This is a genomic window from Sphingomonas insulae, from assembly GCF_010450875.1.
Classification (GTDB): domain Bacteria; phylum Pseudomonadota; class Alphaproteobacteria; order Sphingomonadales; family Sphingomonadaceae; genus Sphingomonas; species Sphingomonas insulae.
Window position 1 is genome coordinate 720,389 of the sequence record NZ_CP048422.1, and the last position, 15,250, is coordinate 735,638.

Here is a 15,250-nt window from a genome sequence, read left to right on the forward strand (position 1 = left end):
TTGGTCATTGAACCGATCGCGCAGTCTGGCGGAGCGACGATGGCGGTTGGCAGGTTTGGCTGGAAACACGTCGCAACGTTGGTTGGCGTCGTCGTGGCCGTGCAGGTTGGTATCGTCGCCGGGGTGAAGTGGTTCATTCCCGATGCTGCAGCGCAGGGCCAGTTCGGGGATACGTTCGGGGCGACTAATTCACTGTTCTCGGGCCTGGCTTTGGCGGGCTTGATCTGCACGCTCATCCTTCAGCAGAGACAGATGAAGGTACAGGGCATCGATTCGGAACGTATTCGGGTTGAGGCCGCATCTGCGCTGATGATCCAGCAGCGGTCCAATCACCTCAACGCACTCACGTTCCTGATGCGTCATTACGACGATCGGCTCGCGAGGCTGACAAGCGACAGGTCGAGTGGCCCTGCCGCCGCGGACGTGCTCAGGGAGCGTGACGCGCTCTCCGCGCAGCGTTTGCAACTCGAACGCATCGTCGCCGGCCTGCACGAAACAGTAGTTTCAGGCTTGGGAGACCAGCATGTACGGTAACGTCCTCACCAATCGCCAGATCAGTCGACTGCAAGCCGATCGGCTGTTGCAGATCAGGCCATTCTCGTCGGACGCGCTGAAAGAGGCGGCCTATACGCTCAATCCCGGTCGAATATTGCGCATGAATGCAGGTGGCCGCTGGAGCGTCGTGCATTCCTTGCTCGAAGACGGGCCGATGTTCCGACTTGCCGCACATGAATACGTCATCGTTGAACCATCCCAGAGCGTGATCATCGGCGTCGAAGGTATTATCGGTGCCTTCATCCAGACGTCTACGAACGTCGAAGAGGGGTTGCTGGTCGTCGCAGGGCAAATCGATAGCAAATACGGCACCCGGGGGGAGGCGTTGCGCTTCGGCGTAAAAAATCTTTTTGATCGGCCCAATACGATTTCTCTGAAAACTCGTCTCGTTCACCTTCAGCTGATCGACCTGCGCGGCAGCACATCTGACCCTGTGACGCTGACGCAGCAACAGGAGAAGGTCTGGGATGCTCGCCGTGACAAAAGGCACGAGCGGGACGATTCCGATGGACCGTTGCCACCCGAAGCTTGACGATAGCTACAATATGGCCCGTCGGTGGTACCAACGCTTCATGAGAAACGGCAGGCTGCTGTACCTCTACGGCGTGTCCCTCAGGCCCGACACCCGTCAATAGGCACGTCCAGCACTCGCGCATCACGCATGCGGCGCAAGGCGATACATCAATCGATGCCCACGCGTGATTCGTCGTGATAACCAGCCCGACAGGTGGTGGGCGGCCTGGGGTCGGCGTCAACCTCGTCGATCATCGCCTCCCGGTTTTCAGGCACTCGGGAATAGCGGACTGCATGCACGTGCAGGACATGGACCATAACCTTGCCCGATGTCACCACACCGCTACTCTCACCCCATGCGCACCCTCCCCTACACCGACGCCCTCGCCCCGTACTTCGCGAGCATCAACACCGCGTGGATCGAGGATATGTTCGTGCTCGAGGATCACGATCGCCACGTCCTCGCCCACCCGCGTGAGGCGATCGTCGACCGGGGCGGCGTCATCCTCTTCGCCGCCACCGACGACGGCGCCATCGTCGGCACCGGCGCACTGATGCCGGGCGAACCCGGCGCGTACGAACTCACCAAGATGGGCGTCCTTGCCGACGCGCGCGGGACCGGCGCCGGTGCGGCCCTGCTCGCCGCGCTGATCGATCGGGCGCGTGCCCTGCCGGGGATCGACACGCTCTATCTGCTCACCAACCGCAAATGCGCCGCCGCGATCCACCTCTACGAACGCGCCGGTTTCGTCCACGATGCCGACATCATGGCGCGCTTCGGCCATGCCTATGCCCGCTGCGACGTCGCGATGCGCTATCCGTTGGAGCCATCGGCCGCCTGACCAGCGTAACGCTGATGGATGCCCGCGCGCCACACCCGCGCGGCAATCCGCCGGACCGGCCGATTGCCCCCTCCCAATGTTGGATGCATCGTGCCCAATAGGCAGGCATGAAGCATGCACCCACCCGCTCCGCCCGCCGCGCCTCGGCCCGCAAGCCTGCCGCCCGGCCCTTCGATCCGACCGATTTCCAGGCCGCATCGCTCCGCCATCGCCACGACGGCTGGACGCCGCAGCGACAGGTCGACTTCATCGCCGCGCTGTCGGAATGCGGCTGCGTCGATGCCGCGTGCCGGCGCGTCGGCATCAGCACCACCGCCGCTTATGCCCTGCGCGGGCGGGTCGAGGCGCAGAGCTATCGCATCGCCTGGGACCTGGCGCTCGACCATGCCATCCAGCGCCTGTCCGATGCCGCCTATTCGCGCGCGATCCACGGCGTCGCCCAGCCGGTCTTCTACAAGGGCGAACAGATCGGCGAGCGGCGCAAGTATGACGAGCGGCTGACCCAGTTCCTGCTCCGCTACCGCGATCCGCAGCGCTACGGCGCATGGCTCGACACCTGCCGCGCCGAACGGGCGCCCGACGCCGCGGCGATCCAGCTGTCGAAGGCGATGATGCAGGTCGAGGCGGACGCCTATGCCCGCGATGATGGCGCTCCGCTGCCGCCGCCCTTCTACCGCCACGTCGCGACGCGCTTCGTCAGCGCCGACGAACAGGAACGGATGGCGGATGAAGCCGCCGCGCGCCGCGAACGGGCGCAGGAGGATGCCGTACAGGCGGAACGCGATTTGACGTTCGCCGCACACCTGCGAACGCTTTCCGGTGCGGACGTAGTGGCAACTTCGCCAACTTCCGCGCCCGGCCGGCCATGACGGCACCACCGTCGCCGGCGTGGATGCCGGCGTCAGCGGTCGGCGTCAGCGGATCTCGACGCCCTTCCAGAAGGCGACGCGGTCCTTGATCTCCTTCGCCGCATCCTTGGGCTCGGGGTAATACCAGGCGGCGTCGGCGTTCTCCGCGCCGTCGACCACCAACGTGTAATAATGTGCCGTGCCCTTCCACGGGCACACGCTGGTCGTCGCGCTGTCCTTCAACACCGCGGCATCGACCGCGTCGATCGGGAAATAGGCATTGCGCTCCACCGTCACGATGTCGTCGCTCGCCGCGATCCGCGTCCCGTTCCACCACGCTTCGGCCATGTCCGTGTCTCCTCTGGCCCCCTCAACCGTCGCGGTGGCCAAAGGATGCGGTTACGCCGCGTCGGGCAGCGCCCAGTCGATCGGCGCCGCGCCATGACGTTCCAGAAAGGCGTTGGCCTGGCTGAATGGGCGGCTGCCGAACCAGCCCTTGTACGCCGACAGGGGCGAGGGGTGCGGCGCGCTCAGCACCAGATGCTCGCCGCCTTGCGCGATCGTGCGGACGAAGCCCGCCTTGGCCTGGGCATGCGTGCCCCACAGCAGGAACACGACCGGGCCGGGCTTGGCGGCGACCGCGCGGATCACCGCATCGGTCAATGCCTCCCACCCGCGACCGCGATGCGACGCCGCCCGACCTCCCTCGACGGTCATCACCGTGTTGAGCAGCAGCACGCCCTGCCTCGCCCAATGCTCCAGAAAGCCATGGCGGGCGGGCGCGATGCCGAGGTCGGCGTGCAATTCCTTGTAGATGTTGGCGAGGCTCGGCGGCACCTTCACCCCCGGCCGCACCGAAAAGCTCAGGCCGTGCGCCTGTCCCGGCCCGTGATAGGGGTCCTGCCCAAGGATCACGACCCGCACGTCGGGCAGGGGGGTCAGCGCGAGCGCCCGGAACCGGTCCTCCACCGGCGGATACACCGCCTTGCCCGCCGCCGCCTCGGCCTCCAGAAACGCATCGAGCGCCGGCAGGTCCGCCAGCGCATCGGCCAGCGGCGCGGTCCAGATGGGGTCGATGCGTGGCGGCATTCAGCGCTTCCGCACGAATTCGGCGCGCAGCACCAGCCCCTTGATCCCGTCGAACTTGCAGTCGATCTCCTGCGCATCGCCGGTCAGCCGGATGCTCTTGATGAGCGTGCCGCGCTTCAGCGTCTGTCCGGCGCCCTTGACGGTCAGGTCCTTGATCAGCGTCACCTGATCGCCATCGGCCAGCACGTTGCCGACCGCATCGCGCACCTCGACCGCCGTATCGCCACCACCATTGTCACCGGCCGCGGCGGCCGCATCCGCCGCGCTGATCCACTCGCCGCTCGCCTCGTCATAGACGAAGCTGTCATCATCCTGCATCGTGCAATTCCCCCATCGGGGATCACCCTACAGCGAAATCTCGCCCTCGTCCTCCCCGTCCCAATAATGGGCGCGCATCGCCCGGACGTGGATCAGGACCAGACCGGGGGTGTCGATGCCCTGTTCGAACCAGCGGTCGAGGTCGCTGGTCCAATGTTCGGCAAAGGCCGTCTTGTCGCGGACCAGGTCCGCGCGCCCCTCGATCGCGACGAAGAACGGCCGCATCCCCAGCATGCCGCTCTTGCCGAGGAAGCTCAGCCCGACCTGCGGGTCGCGCCCGATGTCCGCCACCATCCGCGTGTCGTCGGTGGTGAAATAATAGCTGTCGCCATCGTAATCGACCTGGCGGTTGTTGCTCATCGGGCGCGCGCCGATCGCGCCGCCATCGGTATGGGTCGACAGCATCGCGAAATCGATGTCGCGCATCGCCTTCGACAGATCGGCCAGGGTCTTGGTCACGGGCATCCGCTCCTCATCGTTATCGGGCAGCAACGCACGCCCGCGTCACCCGATCCCCTCCCACACCAGCTTCCCGCCCAGCAGCACCATCAGCAGATAGACCACGATGTAGAAGCGCTGCGGGCTCATCCGGCGGATCACCCACACGCCGGCCAGGGTCGACGCGATCGCCAGCGGCAGCAGCGCCGCCGATGTGCGCAGCGTCGCGCCGTCGAACGCGCCGAGCGCCAGATAGGCCGGCACCTTGGCCCAGTTGACGATGGCGAACAGGATCGCGCCGGTGCCGACGAAGCGTTCGTGCGGCAGCTTGCGCGGCGCCACCCACATCTGGAACGGCGGGCCGCCGGCATGCGCGATCTGGCTGGCAAACCCCATGCCGACGCCGAACAGGCTGCCGACCCAGCCGGGCGATCGCGATGCGGCGACGATCCTGCCGCCGCGCTCGATCCACAGCCGCCACAGGCCGAACCCGGCGGTGATCGCGCCCAGCATCGCCATGACCGCGTTGGTCGGCAGCAGTTCGGCGAACGCCCAGCCGCACAGGATGCCGGCCAGCGCGCCGGGCAGCATCCAGCCGATGATCCAGCCGTCCCAGCTGCGCCGGAACGCCCAGACGCTCACCGCATCCTGCACGATCAGGATCGGCAGCAGGATCGCCGCCGCCTGCACCGGCGCGACCGCCAGCGCGAGCAGCGGCGTGCCGAGCGCGCCCAGCCCGGACAGGCCGCCCTTGGCCAGCCCCACCAGGATCACCGCGGTGGCGGCGACGATCAGGAAAAACGGATCATGCAGCACGCCGGCTCCGTCCCCGTGCGTGGTGCCCTACGATCAGAACAGCCCCGGCACCTCGCGCTGCGCGGTCGACATCTCGCCATTGGGCGCCAGCGCGACACGGCTCACCGCCGCCGTCGACGTCGCGCGCACGTCCGCACTGGCGGATGCGCCGATCCGCGTACAGCTCTTGCCCTGCAGGAAATCGAGCGCCGATCGCGTCGATGCCTCGCGCGGATCGCCCATCGGATAGCTAAGGTCGTCCGCCGCCCGACAGCTCGCCTCCACGGTATTGGCAAGGCCGTCGTAATAGGCGCCCTGACGCGCCGAATTCTGCAATGCGAAGGCGATCACGCGCAGCCGGTCGTCGCATGCCGCCTTGTCGAGCGCGATCTGCCCGACCGGCTTGCCATAGGTGTTGGTGCCGATCAGTGCGGCGTTGGCGTGGAGGTAGGGGATGAAGGCGTTGATGACGAATTCACTCGCCGATGCGGTGCCGCCGGTACCGATGAAGGCGACCCTGGTCGGGGCGACCGATTGCGGCTGGGGCGCGAAGAACGTCGTTTCGTTGTTCGACGCCTTCTCGCTGCGGAACGTGGTGTAGCTGATGACTTCGGACGTCGCGCGATTGGCACCCAGCAGGTTGCTCATCAGTTCCGCGATCCTGACAAGGCCGCCGCCGTTGTAGCGCAGGTCGACGATGATATTGGTGATCCCCGCGGCCCGGAATTGCGCGAACGCGGTCCGCAACGCGGGGTCGGCGGTGTCGATGAACGTGCGCAGGTTGACATAGCCGTAGCGCTGGCCACCGTCGGTGATGATCTGGCTGCCGTAGCGGCTGGATACCGGCATCAGCGTAAAATCGGATTTGCTGACCGACACGGTCCGCGTGCCCGCTGCATCGCGGATCTGGAAATATCGCGTCGTGCCGGCCGTGTCGGGACCCAGCGCATCGCTGAGCACGCTGCCGCCCGCCGCGTACAGGCTGCTCACCGTCTTGAGGTCGCTGGTCGAGGTGCCGATCGCCAGGATCTCCGCACCGCGATCGATGCCCGCCGCCAACGCCGACGCACCCTCGAACGCCTCGGTGACGAACAGCCGCGCGTTGCTGTCGAGCCCCAGCCGCCAGCCGAAACCGGCGCTGGAGCCGGACGTGTAATAGGCGTTCTCTTCCTTGATCGAGGTCAGATAGGTGAAATACCGATCCTTGCGCTGCGCCCGCGCCGTCGCGGTCAGCGCATTCAGATAGGTATCGACGCTGGCGTACGGCGTCGGGTCCAGGCTGGCCGGCAGCGTGTCTGGGAACAGATACCATTCGCGCAATTGCGCGGCGACCCAATCCTGGCGCTCGCGCAGCGTGCACCCCGCGGCGGCCGTGGGCGTCGGCGTGCCGGCGGTCGTCGATCCGCCGCTCGCATTGGAGCCCGACGATCCGCCATCGCCACCGCCGCACCCCGCCAACATCGCGGCCGCTGCCAGGAACGTCACCGAACGCCGTACCGCCACCGATTCTCTCCCATCCGGGTCACCGACCCTATGCCCCGCCGATCGAGGTTGGCAATGGCAAGGACCGGCCTCCTTGCTAACCTCGATCAGCCGCTTTCACCGCAACCGGCGCGATCCGCCGCTCGTTGCGCCTCCGCACCTTCAAAACAAAACGGAGACGGACCATGGGCTTGTTCAGCAAGGATATCTCGACTTTCCACGATCTGTACGTCCACCAGCTCGAAGACCTGTATTACGCCGAACAGCAGATCACCAAGGCGCTGCCCAAGATGATCGACAAGGCGACCGATGTGACGCTGCGCCAGGGTTTCGAGCAGCATCTGCGCGAAACGGAAGGGCAGATCGAGCGCCTGCGCCGCGTGTTCGACATCGAAGGCATGCAGCCCAAGGGCGTCACCTGCCCCGCGATCGACGGTATCATCAAGGAAGCCAACGAAGTCGCCGGCGAGGTCAGCGACAAGGCGGTGCTGGACGCGGCGTTGACCGCGGCGGCGCAGGCGGTCGAGCATTACGAGATCGCCCGATACGGCACGCTCATCACCTGGGCGCGGCAGCTCGGCAAATCCGACGTCGCCGCGATCCTGCAGGAGACGCTGGATGAGGAAAAGGCGACCAACGACAAGCTGACCCAGCTCGCCACCGGCACGATCAACGCGCAGGCGGAGCGCGCGTCTGCGTGATCGCCCGGACGCCCGGCGGCATGTCGTCGCCGGGCGTCGTACGTCATGGTACGAGCACCGTATCCACCGCGTCGGGCAGCGTTCCGGGATAGTCCAGCGTATAGTGCAGCCCGCGGCTCTCGTGCCGGTGCAGCGCCGAGCGCACGATCAGTTCGGCGGTCTGCAACAGGTTCCGCAGTTCGATCAGGTCGGGCGTGACGCGGAAATGTCCGTAATAATCAGCAACTTCGCCGGTCAGCATCTGGATGCGATGCTGGGCGCGCTCCAGCCGTTTGGTGGTGCGGACGATGCCGACGTAATTCCACATGAAGCGGCGGATTTCCGTCCAGTTCTGCTTGATGACCACTTCCTCGTCCGAATCCGCGACGCGGCTCTCGTCCCACGGCCGGATCACCGGCACCGGTGGCAGCGCGTCCCAGTGCGCGGCGATATGGTCGGCGCACGCCTCGCCGAAGACGAAGCATTCGAGCAGGGAATTGGAGGCGAGGCGGTTGGCGCCGTGCAGGCCGCTCTCGGTACATTCGCCCGCCGCATAGAGCCCGGGCAGGTCGGTGCGTCCGTCGCGGTCGATGACGATTCCGCCGCAGGTATAATGCTGCGCCGGCACGACCGGGATCGGCTGCGTCGTCATATCAAGCCCCAGGCCCAGCAATTTTTCGTGGATGTTGGGGAAATGGCTGCGGATGAAGTCCGCCGGCATGTGGCTGATGTCGAGATGGACATAGTCGAGGCCATAGCGCTTGATCTCGGCATCGATCGCGCGCGCCACGACGTCGCGCGGGGCCAGCTCCATCCGTTCGGCATCGTAATAGGACATGAAGCGCTTGCCGGTGGTCGGATTGATGAGCCGTCCGCCCTCGCCGCGCACCGCCTCGGTGATCAGGAAGTTCTTGACCTCGAGATGGTAGAGGCAGGTCGGGTGGAACTGCATCATCTCCATGTTGGAGACGCGCGCACCGGCCCGCCATGCCATCGCGATGCCGTCCCCGGTTGCGCCGCGCGGGGCGGTGGAGAACAGGTAGGTCCGCCCCGCGCCGCCGGTGGCGAGCACCGTCGCCCTAGCGGTGTAGAGGTTGACGCGTCCCGTCCCCCGATCGACCGCATAGACGCCCCAGACGTTGCCCGCGCCCGAATAGCGTTGTTCGTGGCGACTGGTGGCAAGGTCGATCGCGACCTGATCGGGGACCAGCGTGATGTTGGGGTGCGCCTCTGCGGCGCGTTGCAGCGCTTCCTGCACCGCCCAGCCGGTGGCGTCGGCGACGTGCACGATGCGGCGGTGCGAATGACCCCCTTCACGGGTGAGGTGGAGCGCATTGCCATCGGTGGCGAAGGGAACGCCCAGTTGGGCAAGCCGCTGGATCGCGGCGGGCGCGCCCTCGACCACGAATTCGACCACGTCGCGGTCGTTGAGACCGGCGCCGGCGACCATCGTGTCCTCGACATGGTGTTCGAACGTGTCGCCCGGCTCCAGCACCGCGGCGATCCCGCCCTGCGCCCAGGCGGTCGACCCTTCGTTGAGCGCGCCCTTGGCGAGCACGGTCACCGTGAAGCGATCGGCGAGATTGAGCGCGGCGGTGAGCCCCGCCGCGCCGGAGCCGACGATGAGAACGTCGCTGGTGCGCGCCGAGTCGCTCATCGGGTCAGGTCGCGGAAGTTGTCGAAGTTGACACTACGTCGCGGTTGGAAACGCGCGCCGCAGCCGCCGGCGCGGAAACGGGTGGCGAGGATCGGGAGCCGGTGCATCATCGCCCTGTGGCACAGATGGTCGGGTGTAGGACAGGCGGATATTCGCGGCGTTTCGAAAGCCTGTTGCCTGATGGCAAGGCTAGACGTTGGCGGCGCGCGTCAGGCTGAGGAAGACGTCTTCCAGATCGGGTTCCTTGGTCGTCACGTCGACGATGCCGAAGCCGTCGTGCTGCACCGCGGCCAGCACTTCGCCGGCGTTGACGCGATCCTTGGCGTAGGTAATTTCCAGCGTTCGCGTGCCGCGCAGGACGATCTTGCCGAAGCAGGCATTGGCGGGGAGCGTCGCGACATCGCGGTCGACGGTCACCGAGACGACCTTTTCCTGCGCCTTGCCGACCAGTTCGCGGGTCGGTTCGTTGGCGATCAGCGTGCCGTGGTTGATGATCGCGATCCGGTCGCAGAGTTCCTCCGCCTCTTCCAGATAATGGGTGGTGAGGACCACGGTGACGCCGGCATCGTTCAACTGGCGCACATAGGCCCACAGCTGCTGGCGCAATTCGATGTCGACACCCGCGGTCGGTTCGTCGAGCACCAATACGGGCGGCGAATGGACCATCGCCTTCGCCACCATCAGCCGCCGCTTCATGCCGCCCGACAGGGTGCGGGCGTATGCCCTGGCCTTGTCCTCCAGATGGACCGCGCGCAGCAGCTCCATCGACCGGCGCTGCGCCTTGGGGACGCCGTACAGGCCGGCCTGGATCTCCAGCGTCTCGATCGGCGTGAAGAACGGATCGAACAGGATTTCCTGGTTGACGATGCCGATCGACGCCTTGGCATTGCGGGGATGGGCATCGATGTCGAACCCCCAGATTTCGGCACTGCCGGCGGTCTTGTTGACCAGCCCCGCCAGGATATTGATGAGCGTCGACTTGCCCGCGCCATTGGGGCCGAGCAGCCCGAAGATCTGGCCGCGAGGCACGTCGAACGTGACCCCGTCGAGGGCGCGCTTGCCGCCCTGATAGGTCTTGCAGAGGTTCTGGATGCGGATCGCGGCCTCGGTCATGAGCGCGGAATACGCCGATCGCGATGCGGCGCAAGTGGCGGCGCCATCAATCGCGATCGTCATGCCCGGCGGCGCGGGCATGACGGAGGAGGGATGAGCGGGAAGGATTGAAGGCACGCGCCTCCCTTGCTATCCGCTGCGCCATGATCCCGCCGCCCGAAACCGTCCGCGTCTCCCAGCGCCGTGTCGCCTGCGATGGCGCCACCGACATTCCCGGCGGCGCCGCACTCGGCCATCCGCGGGTGTTCCTCCAGATCGACGAGGACGGCTATGTCGACTGCGGCTATTGCGATCGGCGCTTCGTGCTGATCGGCGGACCGGCGGATCACGCCGACCAATCGAAACTGCCCGATCATCCGGATGGCGCGAGCGTTTAACGCCCCTATATTGCGGGCATGACACTTGCTGCCGATCCCCGCTCGTTCCTGTATCGCGATGCCCTGTCGCCGGATGCCGCGCTTCGCCTGACCGCCGAGGCGCTGGGCAGGGCCGACGACGGCGAATTGTACCTGCAATATCGCCGGGCAGAGGCGTTCGGCTTCGACGACGGGCGGCTGAAGACGGCAAGCTACGACACCAATGCGGGGTTCGGCCTGCGCGCGGTATCGGGCGAGATGACCGCCTTTGCCCATGCCAACGAACTGTCCGAGGCGGCGATCAAGCGCGCGGGCGAGACGATGGCGCTGATCGATCCGACGACGAGTGCCAAGGCACCGCCGCCGCAGGGCAATAACCGCCACCTCTATACCGCTGCCGATCCGCTCGACCTGGTGCCGTTCGCCGACAAGGTGAATTTGTGCCAGACGATCGACGCCGCGGCGCGCGCGCGCGACCCGCGCGTCGCGCAGGTGTCGGTCGGGCTGTCGGGAACGTGGAGCGTCGTCGAGATCGTCCGGCCGGACGGCTTCGTCGCCACCGACGTGCGGCCGCTGGTGCGATTGAACATCCAGATCGTCGTCGAGCAGAACGGCCGCCGCGAGACGGGGACGTTCGGGATCGGCGGTCGCTACCTGTACGACCGATTGTTCGATGCGAGCGTATGGAATCGCGGCATCGACGAGGCGTTGGCGCATGCCCTCGTCAACCTCGATTCGGTCGCGGCGCCGGCGGGCGAGATGACCGTGCTGCTCGGACCCGGCTGGCCGGGCATCGTGCTGCACGAGGCGATCGGCCATGGGCTGGAGGGCGACTTCAACCGCAAGGGCACGTCCGCCTTCTCCGGCCGGGTCGGCGAACGCGTCGCCGCGCCGGGCGTGACGGTGGTGGATGACGGATCGATCCAGGATCGCCGCGGTTCGCTGTCGATCGACGACGAGGGCACGCCGACCGGCGAGACGGTGCTGATCGAGGACGGCATCCTCAAGGGCTATATGCAGGACCGGCTCAACGCGCGGCTGATGGGAGTCGCGCCGACCGGGAACGGCCGCCGCGAAAGCTTCGCGCATGCGCCGATGCCGCGCATGACCAACACGTTCATGAAGGGCGGCAAGGACGATCCCGCCGAGCTGCTCGCCCGCGTCAAGCGCGGCATTTTCGCCAAGAGCTTCGGCGGCGGGCAGGTCGATATCGTCTCGGGCAAGTTCGTCTTCAGCTGCACCGAGGCGTATATGATCGAGGACGGCCGGATCGGCGCCCCGATCAAGGGCGCGACGCTGATCGGCGATGGCCCCACTGTGCTGACCAAGGTGACGGGGATCGGCAACGATTTCGCACTGGACGAGGGCATCGGCGTGTGCGGCAAGGGCGGGCAAAGCGTACCGGCGGGCGTGGGCCAGCCGACGTTGCTGGTCGATGGACTGACGGTCGGCGGGACGGCGACGGGTTAAAAGCCCGTCACGAGCAGGTCGATCGCGGCCTTGATCTCATATTCGTGCTCGGCCAGGCTCTGGACTGTTCCCAGAATGTCGCGTTTGGCGATGCTGCGCGCCAGCGGCGTTATCATCGTGAGTGGCTCACCGCCAACGATGAAGGTCGGGGTCAGGCGCGCGAGGTCGATGTGGTCGAGCTTGCGCAGCGGTACGACGAAGCGGGTCGGCAGGTCGGCGAGGAAATTGGATTGGCAGTCCAGCACGATCACGTTGCCGGTCACCCGAAGCGCGTCGAATTGCGCCATCAGAGCGACGCAAGATGGGCCAGCGGATCACCTTGGTCTTCGTACCAGTTGGTGAAACGTTCGATCGCTTCCCGATTCTCCTCGCGCCAGCGTTGTTCGCGGGCGTCTTTGACAGCGACGCGCAGTGCGGCCTCGGTAACCCGGGAAAGATTGACGCCCGCCTCCCGCGCCGCGGCGACGATGCCGGTGTCGATCGACAGATTGACGGACTTGCGCTTGTTCGGCGAGATCGGATCGTGTCTCATCCGTTGAAATTATGCGCATGATCCGTGTGCGTCAATGAAGGCATTCCCCATGAGCATCGTCGAACTTGGTCGCTACGACCGCAACCTCGCCAACATCATCGTCGGGCGGCTGGATGCCGAAGGGATCGACGCGATCGCCTTCGACGGCGGGGCGAGCATCGCCGATGGCAGCTATCTGCTGATCCCGGTGCGGGTGATGGTGGACGAGGACGATCTGGACGCCGCTCAGGCCATCGTCGCCGCTGCCCAAATTTGAGGCAGCGCCGCCGGGCTGCTTATTATTCTATCGTTTGGGGGTGATCCCCGGGCCATCCTGCCCGCCTGACACCGTCGTTTCGCGGCTGGCACGATGATTGCGATGCTGCCCTCCGGACAATCGAGGGGGCAGGGATGAAGCTGGTCATTGCGATCATCAAGCCGTTCAAACTGGACGAGGTGAGGGAAGCGCTCACCACGTTGGGCGTGGCGGGGATGACGGTTACCGAGGTCAAGGGGTTCGGCCGCCAGAAGGGCCAGACCGAAATCTATCGCGGCGCCGAATACAGCACCAACATGGTGCCCAAGATCAAGATCGAGGTGGTCTGCGCCGCCGATCTCGCGCCCCGCGTGGTCGAGGCGATCCAGGCATCGGCGAACACCGGCGCGATCGGCGACGGCAAGATCTTCGTGCTCGACGTCGGTCAGGCGGTGCGCATCCGCACCGGTGAAACCGACGATTCAGCGCTCTGAGGGGGTATAGGATGAAGCATGCTTTCAAAGTCGCGGGTGCAGCGGGGCTGACCGCCCTGGCGTTCGCCGCCATGCCCGCCTGGGCGCAGGATGCCGCGTTGCAGGCGCCGCCGGCTGCCGCCGCGCCGGTCGTCGCGACCGTCAACAAGGGCGACACCGCCTGGATGATGACATCGACCGTCCTCGTCATGATGATGATCCTGCCGGGCCTCGCGCTGTTCTACGGCGGTCTCACCCGGGCCAAGAACATGCTGTCGGTGATGACGCAGATCGGCGCGGTCGCCAGCCTGGCGATGCTGTTGTGGGTGATGTACGGCTACAGCCTCGCGTTCGGGCCGGACCTCACCAGCGGCCTGTCGAACGTGATCGGCAGCCTGGACAAGGCGTTCCTGAAGGGTGTGACGCCGGCGTCGCAGGCGGCGACCTTCACCGCCGGGGTCGAGATTCCCGAATATGTCTTCATCTGTTTCCAGATGACCTTCGCGGCGATCACCGTCGCGCTGGTGCTGGGTTCGGTGGTGGAGCGGATGAAGTTCTCCGCCGTCATGGCCTTTGCCGCGGTGTGGCTGACGATCGTCTATTTCCCGATCGCGCACATGGTCTGGGCCTCGTCCGGCTTCTTCTTCAAGGCGGGCGCGCTCGATTTCGCCGGCGGCACCGTGGTGCACATCAATGCCGGCGTCTCGGCGCTGGTCGCCAGCATCATGCTGGGCAAGCGCATGGGCTATCCGACGACGCCGATGCCGCCGCACTCGCTGACGCTGACCGCGGTCGGCACCGGCCTGCTGTGGGTGGGCTGGTTCGGCTTCAACGCCGGGTCGGCGCTCGAGGCCAACGGTTCGGCAGGGCTGGCGATGATCAACACCTTCGTCGCCACCGCATCGGGCGCGCTGTTCTGGATGCTGGCCGAGCGCCTGCGCGGCCACAAGGGTTCGGCGCTGGGCTTCTGCTCGGGCATCGTCGCCGGACTGGTCGCGGTGACGCCGGCCGCCGGCAATTCCGGGCCATTCGGCGCGATCGTGCTGGGTGCCGTCGCTTCGCTGGTGTGCTTCTTCGCGGTATCGGTGCTGAAGCCGAAGCTGGGCTATGACGACGCGCTCGACGCGTTCGGCGTGCACGGCATCGGCGGCATGGTCGGCGCGATCGGCACCGGCATCGTCTACGCCCCCTCGCTGGGCGGCCCCGGCGCTGCCGATTATGCGATGGGCGCCAAGCTGCTGGTCCAGGTCGAGGCGGTGGTCGTCACCACCATCTGGGCGACGATCGGCACCGTGATCGCGATCCTGATCGCCAAGGCGCTCACCGGCCTGCGTGTCGCTCCCGAAGTCGAGCAGGAAGGCCTCGACCTCGGCGAACACGGCGAGCGCGCCTACAACTGATCCACCGATCGGGCGCGGGGGCATGAGACCCCCGCGCCCCAACGAGGTTCCTCCTGCGGACGACCCTGGCCCGGTACGGCGACGTACCGGGTCTTTTTTCGTCGGATGCGCGCGGGGGGCGGAGCGATGGTGTGTCACGCGACGGCGCAGCGTAGCGACGTGCCTAGAAGAGGAGAACGTGTTTCACGCGAAGACGCGAAGACGCGAAGGGGGGAGGAGAAGGTATTTTCACGCGGAGGCGCGGAGGCGCGGAGGCGCGGAGGTGTCGCGTTTCAGGCGTACGTAGCGCTGGCCAACAGGTCTATTCGCGATGAGAATAGGCGGCTGCGCCGCCCACACTGTCTCTGCGCCTCCGCGTGAAGCCCTTCGTTCTTGCTCTTCGCGGCTTCGCTTGAGATGTTACGCTCGACGCGTCTCGCCGAAGGGTGGCCCCAGGAACGGGGCCAGGTGACGG

Annotated in this window: 20 protein-coding genes; 10 read left to right on the plus strand and 10 right to left on the minus strand. The window is 66.4% G+C overall.

The window, feature by feature from the left end:
• The 4 genes from GTH33_RS05015 to GTH33_RS05035 all read left to right on the plus strand — a co-directional run bounded on the left by GTH33_RS05015 (position 1) and on the right by GTH33_RS05035 (position 2,779).
• The gene (locus GTH33_RS05015; RefSeq protein WP_163957359.1) at positions 1-534 is read left to right on the plus strand and encodes a hypothetical protein; all 534 of its coding nucleotides are present in this window, start codon (positions 1-3) and stop codon (positions 532-534) included.
• Positions 524-1,087 (plus strand): hypothetical protein, encoded by a 564-nt coding sequence (locus tag GTH33_RS05020; protein WP_163957360.1) that lies wholly within the window; start codon positions 524-526, stop codon positions 1,085-1,087. Before GTH33_RS05015 ends, GTH33_RS05020 begins: the two co-directional genes overlap by 11 nt.
• Positions 1,088-1,424: 337 nt before the next feature.
• Complete coding sequence (locus GTH33_RS05030; RefSeq protein WP_208404109.1) at positions 1,425-1,910, plus strand: GNAT family N-acetyltransferase; 486 nt, start codon at positions 1,425-1,427, stop codon at positions 1,908-1,910.
• Positions 1,911-2,017: 107 nt separating this feature from the next.
• On the plus strand, positions 2,018-2,779 hold the full coding sequence (locus GTH33_RS05035) for a hypothetical protein (RefSeq protein ID WP_208404110.1): 762 nt from the start codon (positions 2,018-2,020) through the stop codon (positions 2,777-2,779).
• Positions 2,780-2,824: 45 nt separating this feature from the next.
• On the opposite strand, the gene GTH33_RS05040 is transcribed toward GTH33_RS05035, so the two are convergent.
• Genes GTH33_RS05040 through GTH33_RS05065 form a run of 6 tightly spaced genes read right to left on the minus strand, consistent with a single transcriptional unit; the run spans position 2,825 to position 6,859 of the window.
• Positions 2,825-3,106: a DUF427 domain-containing protein gene (locus tag GTH33_RS05040; RefSeq protein ID WP_163957362.1), complete on the minus strand. Its 282-nt coding sequence runs from the start codon at positions 3,104-3,106 to the stop codon at positions 2,825-2,827.
• 51 nt (positions 3,107-3,157) lie between these two features.
• On the minus strand, positions 3,158-3,847 hold the full coding sequence (gene ung, locus GTH33_RS05045) for a uracil-DNA glycosylase (RefSeq protein ID WP_163957363.1): 690 nt from the start codon (positions 3,845-3,847) through the stop codon (positions 3,158-3,160).
• Positions 3,848-4,165 carry an alkylphosphonate utilization protein gene (locus tag GTH33_RS05050; RefSeq protein WP_163957364.1) on the minus strand — a complete coding sequence of 106 codons (318 nt, stop codon included), beginning with the start codon at positions 4,163-4,165 and terminating at the stop codon, positions 3,848-3,850.
• Positions 4,166-4,192: 27 nt separating this feature from the next.
• Positions 4,193-4,630: a pyridoxamine 5'-phosphate oxidase family protein gene (locus GTH33_RS05055; protein ID WP_163957365.1), complete on the minus strand. Its 438-nt coding sequence runs from the start codon at positions 4,628-4,630 to the stop codon at positions 4,193-4,195.
• A 39-nt stretch (positions 4,631-4,669) separates the two neighbouring features.
• Positions 4,670-5,419, minus strand: coding sequence for a sulfite exporter TauE/SafE family protein (locus GTH33_RS05060; protein WP_163957366.1), 750 nt, complete (start codon positions 5,417-5,419; stop codon positions 4,670-4,672).
• Positions 5,420-5,452: 33 nt separating this feature from the next.
• A complete protein-coding gene (locus GTH33_RS05065) occupies positions 5,453-6,859 on the minus strand; it encodes a S41 family peptidase (RefSeq protein WP_163959607.1) in 1,407 nt (468 codons plus the stop codon).
• A gap of 206 nt (positions 6,860-7,065) precedes the next feature.
• Here GTH33_RS05065 and GTH33_RS05070 point away from each other — a divergent pair, with 206 nt between their 5' ends.
• On the plus strand, positions 7,066-7,581 hold the full coding sequence (locus GTH33_RS05070) for a YciE/YciF ferroxidase family protein (RefSeq protein WP_163957367.1): 516 nt from the start codon (positions 7,066-7,068) through the stop codon (positions 7,579-7,581).
• Between the two features lie 43 nt (positions 7,582-7,624).
• Here GTH33_RS05070 and nadB read toward each other — a convergent pair whose 3' ends face one another.
• Positions 7,625-9,217 (minus strand): L-aspartate oxidase, encoded by a 1,593-nt coding sequence (gene nadB, locus GTH33_RS05075; RefSeq protein WP_163957368.1) that lies wholly within the window; start codon positions 9,215-9,217, stop codon positions 7,625-7,627.
• Positions 9,218-9,406: 189 nt separating this feature from the next.
• Positions 9,407-10,330 carry an ABC transporter ATP-binding protein gene (locus GTH33_RS05080; RefSeq protein WP_163957369.1) on the minus strand — a complete coding sequence of 308 codons (924 nt, stop codon included), beginning with the start codon at positions 10,328-10,330 and terminating at the stop codon, positions 9,407-9,409.
• A gap of 143 nt (positions 10,331-10,473) precedes the next feature.
• On the opposite strand from GTH33_RS05080, the gene GTH33_RS05085 reads away from it, so the two are divergent.
• Complete coding sequence (locus GTH33_RS05085) at positions 10,474-10,707, plus strand: zinc-finger domain-containing protein (RefSeq protein ID WP_163957370.1); 234 nt, start codon at positions 10,474-10,476, stop codon at positions 10,705-10,707.
• 18 nt (positions 10,708-10,725) lie between these two features.
• On the plus strand, positions 10,726-12,156 hold the full coding sequence (gene tldD, locus GTH33_RS05090; RefSeq protein WP_163957371.1) for a metalloprotease TldD: 1,431 nt from the start codon (positions 10,726-10,728) through the stop codon (positions 12,154-12,156).
• Here the strand turns inward: tldD and GTH33_RS05095 are convergent.
• Positions 12,153-12,443 (minus strand): CcdB family protein, encoded by a 291-nt coding sequence (locus tag GTH33_RS05095; protein WP_163957372.1) that lies wholly within the window; start codon positions 12,441-12,443, stop codon positions 12,153-12,155. The genes tldD and GTH33_RS05095 overlap by 4 nt on opposite strands.
• Positions 12,443-12,688: a type II toxin-antitoxin system CcdA family antitoxin gene (locus tag GTH33_RS05100; protein WP_163957373.1), complete on the minus strand. Its 246-nt coding sequence runs from the start codon at positions 12,686-12,688 to the stop codon at positions 12,443-12,445. The genes GTH33_RS05095 and GTH33_RS05100 overlap by 1 nt, the downstream gene beginning before the upstream one ends.
• A 49-nt stretch (positions 12,689-12,737) precedes the next feature.
• Here GTH33_RS05100 and GTH33_RS05105 point away from each other — a divergent pair, with 49 nt between their 5' ends.
• The 3 genes from GTH33_RS05105 to GTH33_RS05115 all read left to right on the plus strand — a co-directional run bounded on the left by GTH33_RS05105 (position 12,738) and on the right by GTH33_RS05115 (position 14,796).
• A complete protein-coding gene (locus GTH33_RS05105) occupies positions 12,738-12,944 on the plus strand; it encodes a putative signal transducing protein (protein WP_163957374.1) in 207 nt (68 codons plus the stop codon).
• 134 nt (positions 12,945-13,078) lie between these two features.
• A complete protein-coding gene (locus GTH33_RS05110; protein WP_163957375.1) occupies positions 13,079-13,417 on the plus strand; it encodes a P-II family nitrogen regulator in 339 nt (112 codons plus the stop codon).
• A gap of 11 nt (positions 13,418-13,428) precedes the next feature.
• Positions 13,429-14,796 (plus strand): ammonium transporter, encoded by a 1,368-nt coding sequence (locus GTH33_RS05115; protein ID WP_163957376.1) that lies wholly within the window; start codon positions 13,429-13,431, stop codon positions 14,794-14,796.
• Positions 14,797-15,250: the final 454 nt, after the last annotated feature.

Excerpts from the sequence above, each read along its gene's own strand:
- GTH33_RS05080 (WP_163957369.1), bottom strand. The coding sequence starts at position 10,330 with ATGACCGAGGCCGCGATCCGCATCCAGAACCTCTGCAAGACCTATCAG.
- ung (WP_163957363.1), bottom strand. The coding sequence starts at position 3,847 with ATGCCGCCACGCATCGACCCCATCTGGACCGCGCCGCTGGCCGATGCG.
- GTH33_RS05085 (WP_163957370.1), top strand. The coding sequence starts at position 10,474 with ATGATCCCGCCGCCCGAAACCGTCCGCGTCTCCCAGCGCCGTGTCGCC.
- GTH33_RS05100 (WP_163957373.1), bottom strand. The coding sequence starts at position 12,688 with ATGAGACACGATCCGATCTCGCCGAACAAGCGCAAGTCCGTCAATCTG.
- GTH33_RS05050 (WP_163957364.1), bottom strand. The coding sequence starts at position 4,165 with ATGCAGGATGATGACAGCTTCGTCTATGACGAGGCGAGCGGCGAGTGG.
- GTH33_RS05030 (WP_208404109.1), top strand. The coding sequence starts at position 1,425 with ATGCGCACCCTCCCCTACACCGACGCCCTCGCCCCGTACTTCGCGAGC.
- GTH33_RS05110 (WP_163957375.1), top strand. The coding sequence starts at position 13,079 with ATGAAGCTGGTCATTGCGATCATCAAGCCGTTCAAACTGGACGAGGTG.
- tldD (WP_163957371.1), top strand. The coding sequence starts at position 10,726 with ATGACACTTGCTGCCGATCCCCGCTCGTTCCTGTATCGCGATGCCCTG.
- GTH33_RS05020 (WP_163957360.1), top strand. The coding sequence starts at position 524 with ATGTACGGTAACGTCCTCACCAATCGCCAGATCAGTCGACTGCAAGCC.
- GTH33_RS05035 (WP_208404110.1), top strand. The coding sequence starts at position 2,018 with ATGAAGCATGCACCCACCCGCTCCGCCCGCCGCGCCTCGGCCCGCAAG.
- GTH33_RS05095 (WP_163957372.1), bottom strand. The coding sequence starts at position 12,443 with ATGGCGCAATTCGACGCGCTTCGGGTGACCGGCAACGTGATCGTGCTG.
- GTH33_RS05070 (WP_163957367.1), top strand. The coding sequence starts at position 7,066 with ATGGGCTTGTTCAGCAAGGATATCTCGACTTTCCACGATCTGTACGTC.
- GTH33_RS05065 (WP_163959607.1), bottom strand. The coding sequence starts at position 6,859 with ATGTTGGCGGGGTGCGGCGGTGGCGATGGCGGATCGTCGGGCTCCAAT.
- GTH33_RS05040 (WP_163957362.1), bottom strand. The coding sequence starts at position 3,106 with ATGGCCGAAGCGTGGTGGAACGGGACGCGGATCGCGGCGAGCGACGAC.
- GTH33_RS05105 (WP_163957374.1), top strand. The coding sequence starts at position 12,738 with ATGAGCATCGTCGAACTTGGTCGCTACGACCGCAACCTCGCCAACATC.
- GTH33_RS05115 (WP_163957376.1), top strand. The coding sequence starts at position 13,429 with ATGAAGCATGCTTTCAAAGTCGCGGGTGCAGCGGGGCTGACCGCCCTG.
- GTH33_RS05055 (WP_163957365.1), bottom strand. The coding sequence starts at position 4,630 with ATGCCCGTGACCAAGACCCTGGCCGATCTGTCGAAGGCGATGCGCGAC.
- nadB (WP_163957368.1), bottom strand. The coding sequence starts at position 9,217 with ATGAGCGACTCGGCGCGCACCAGCGACGTTCTCATCGTCGGCTCCGGC.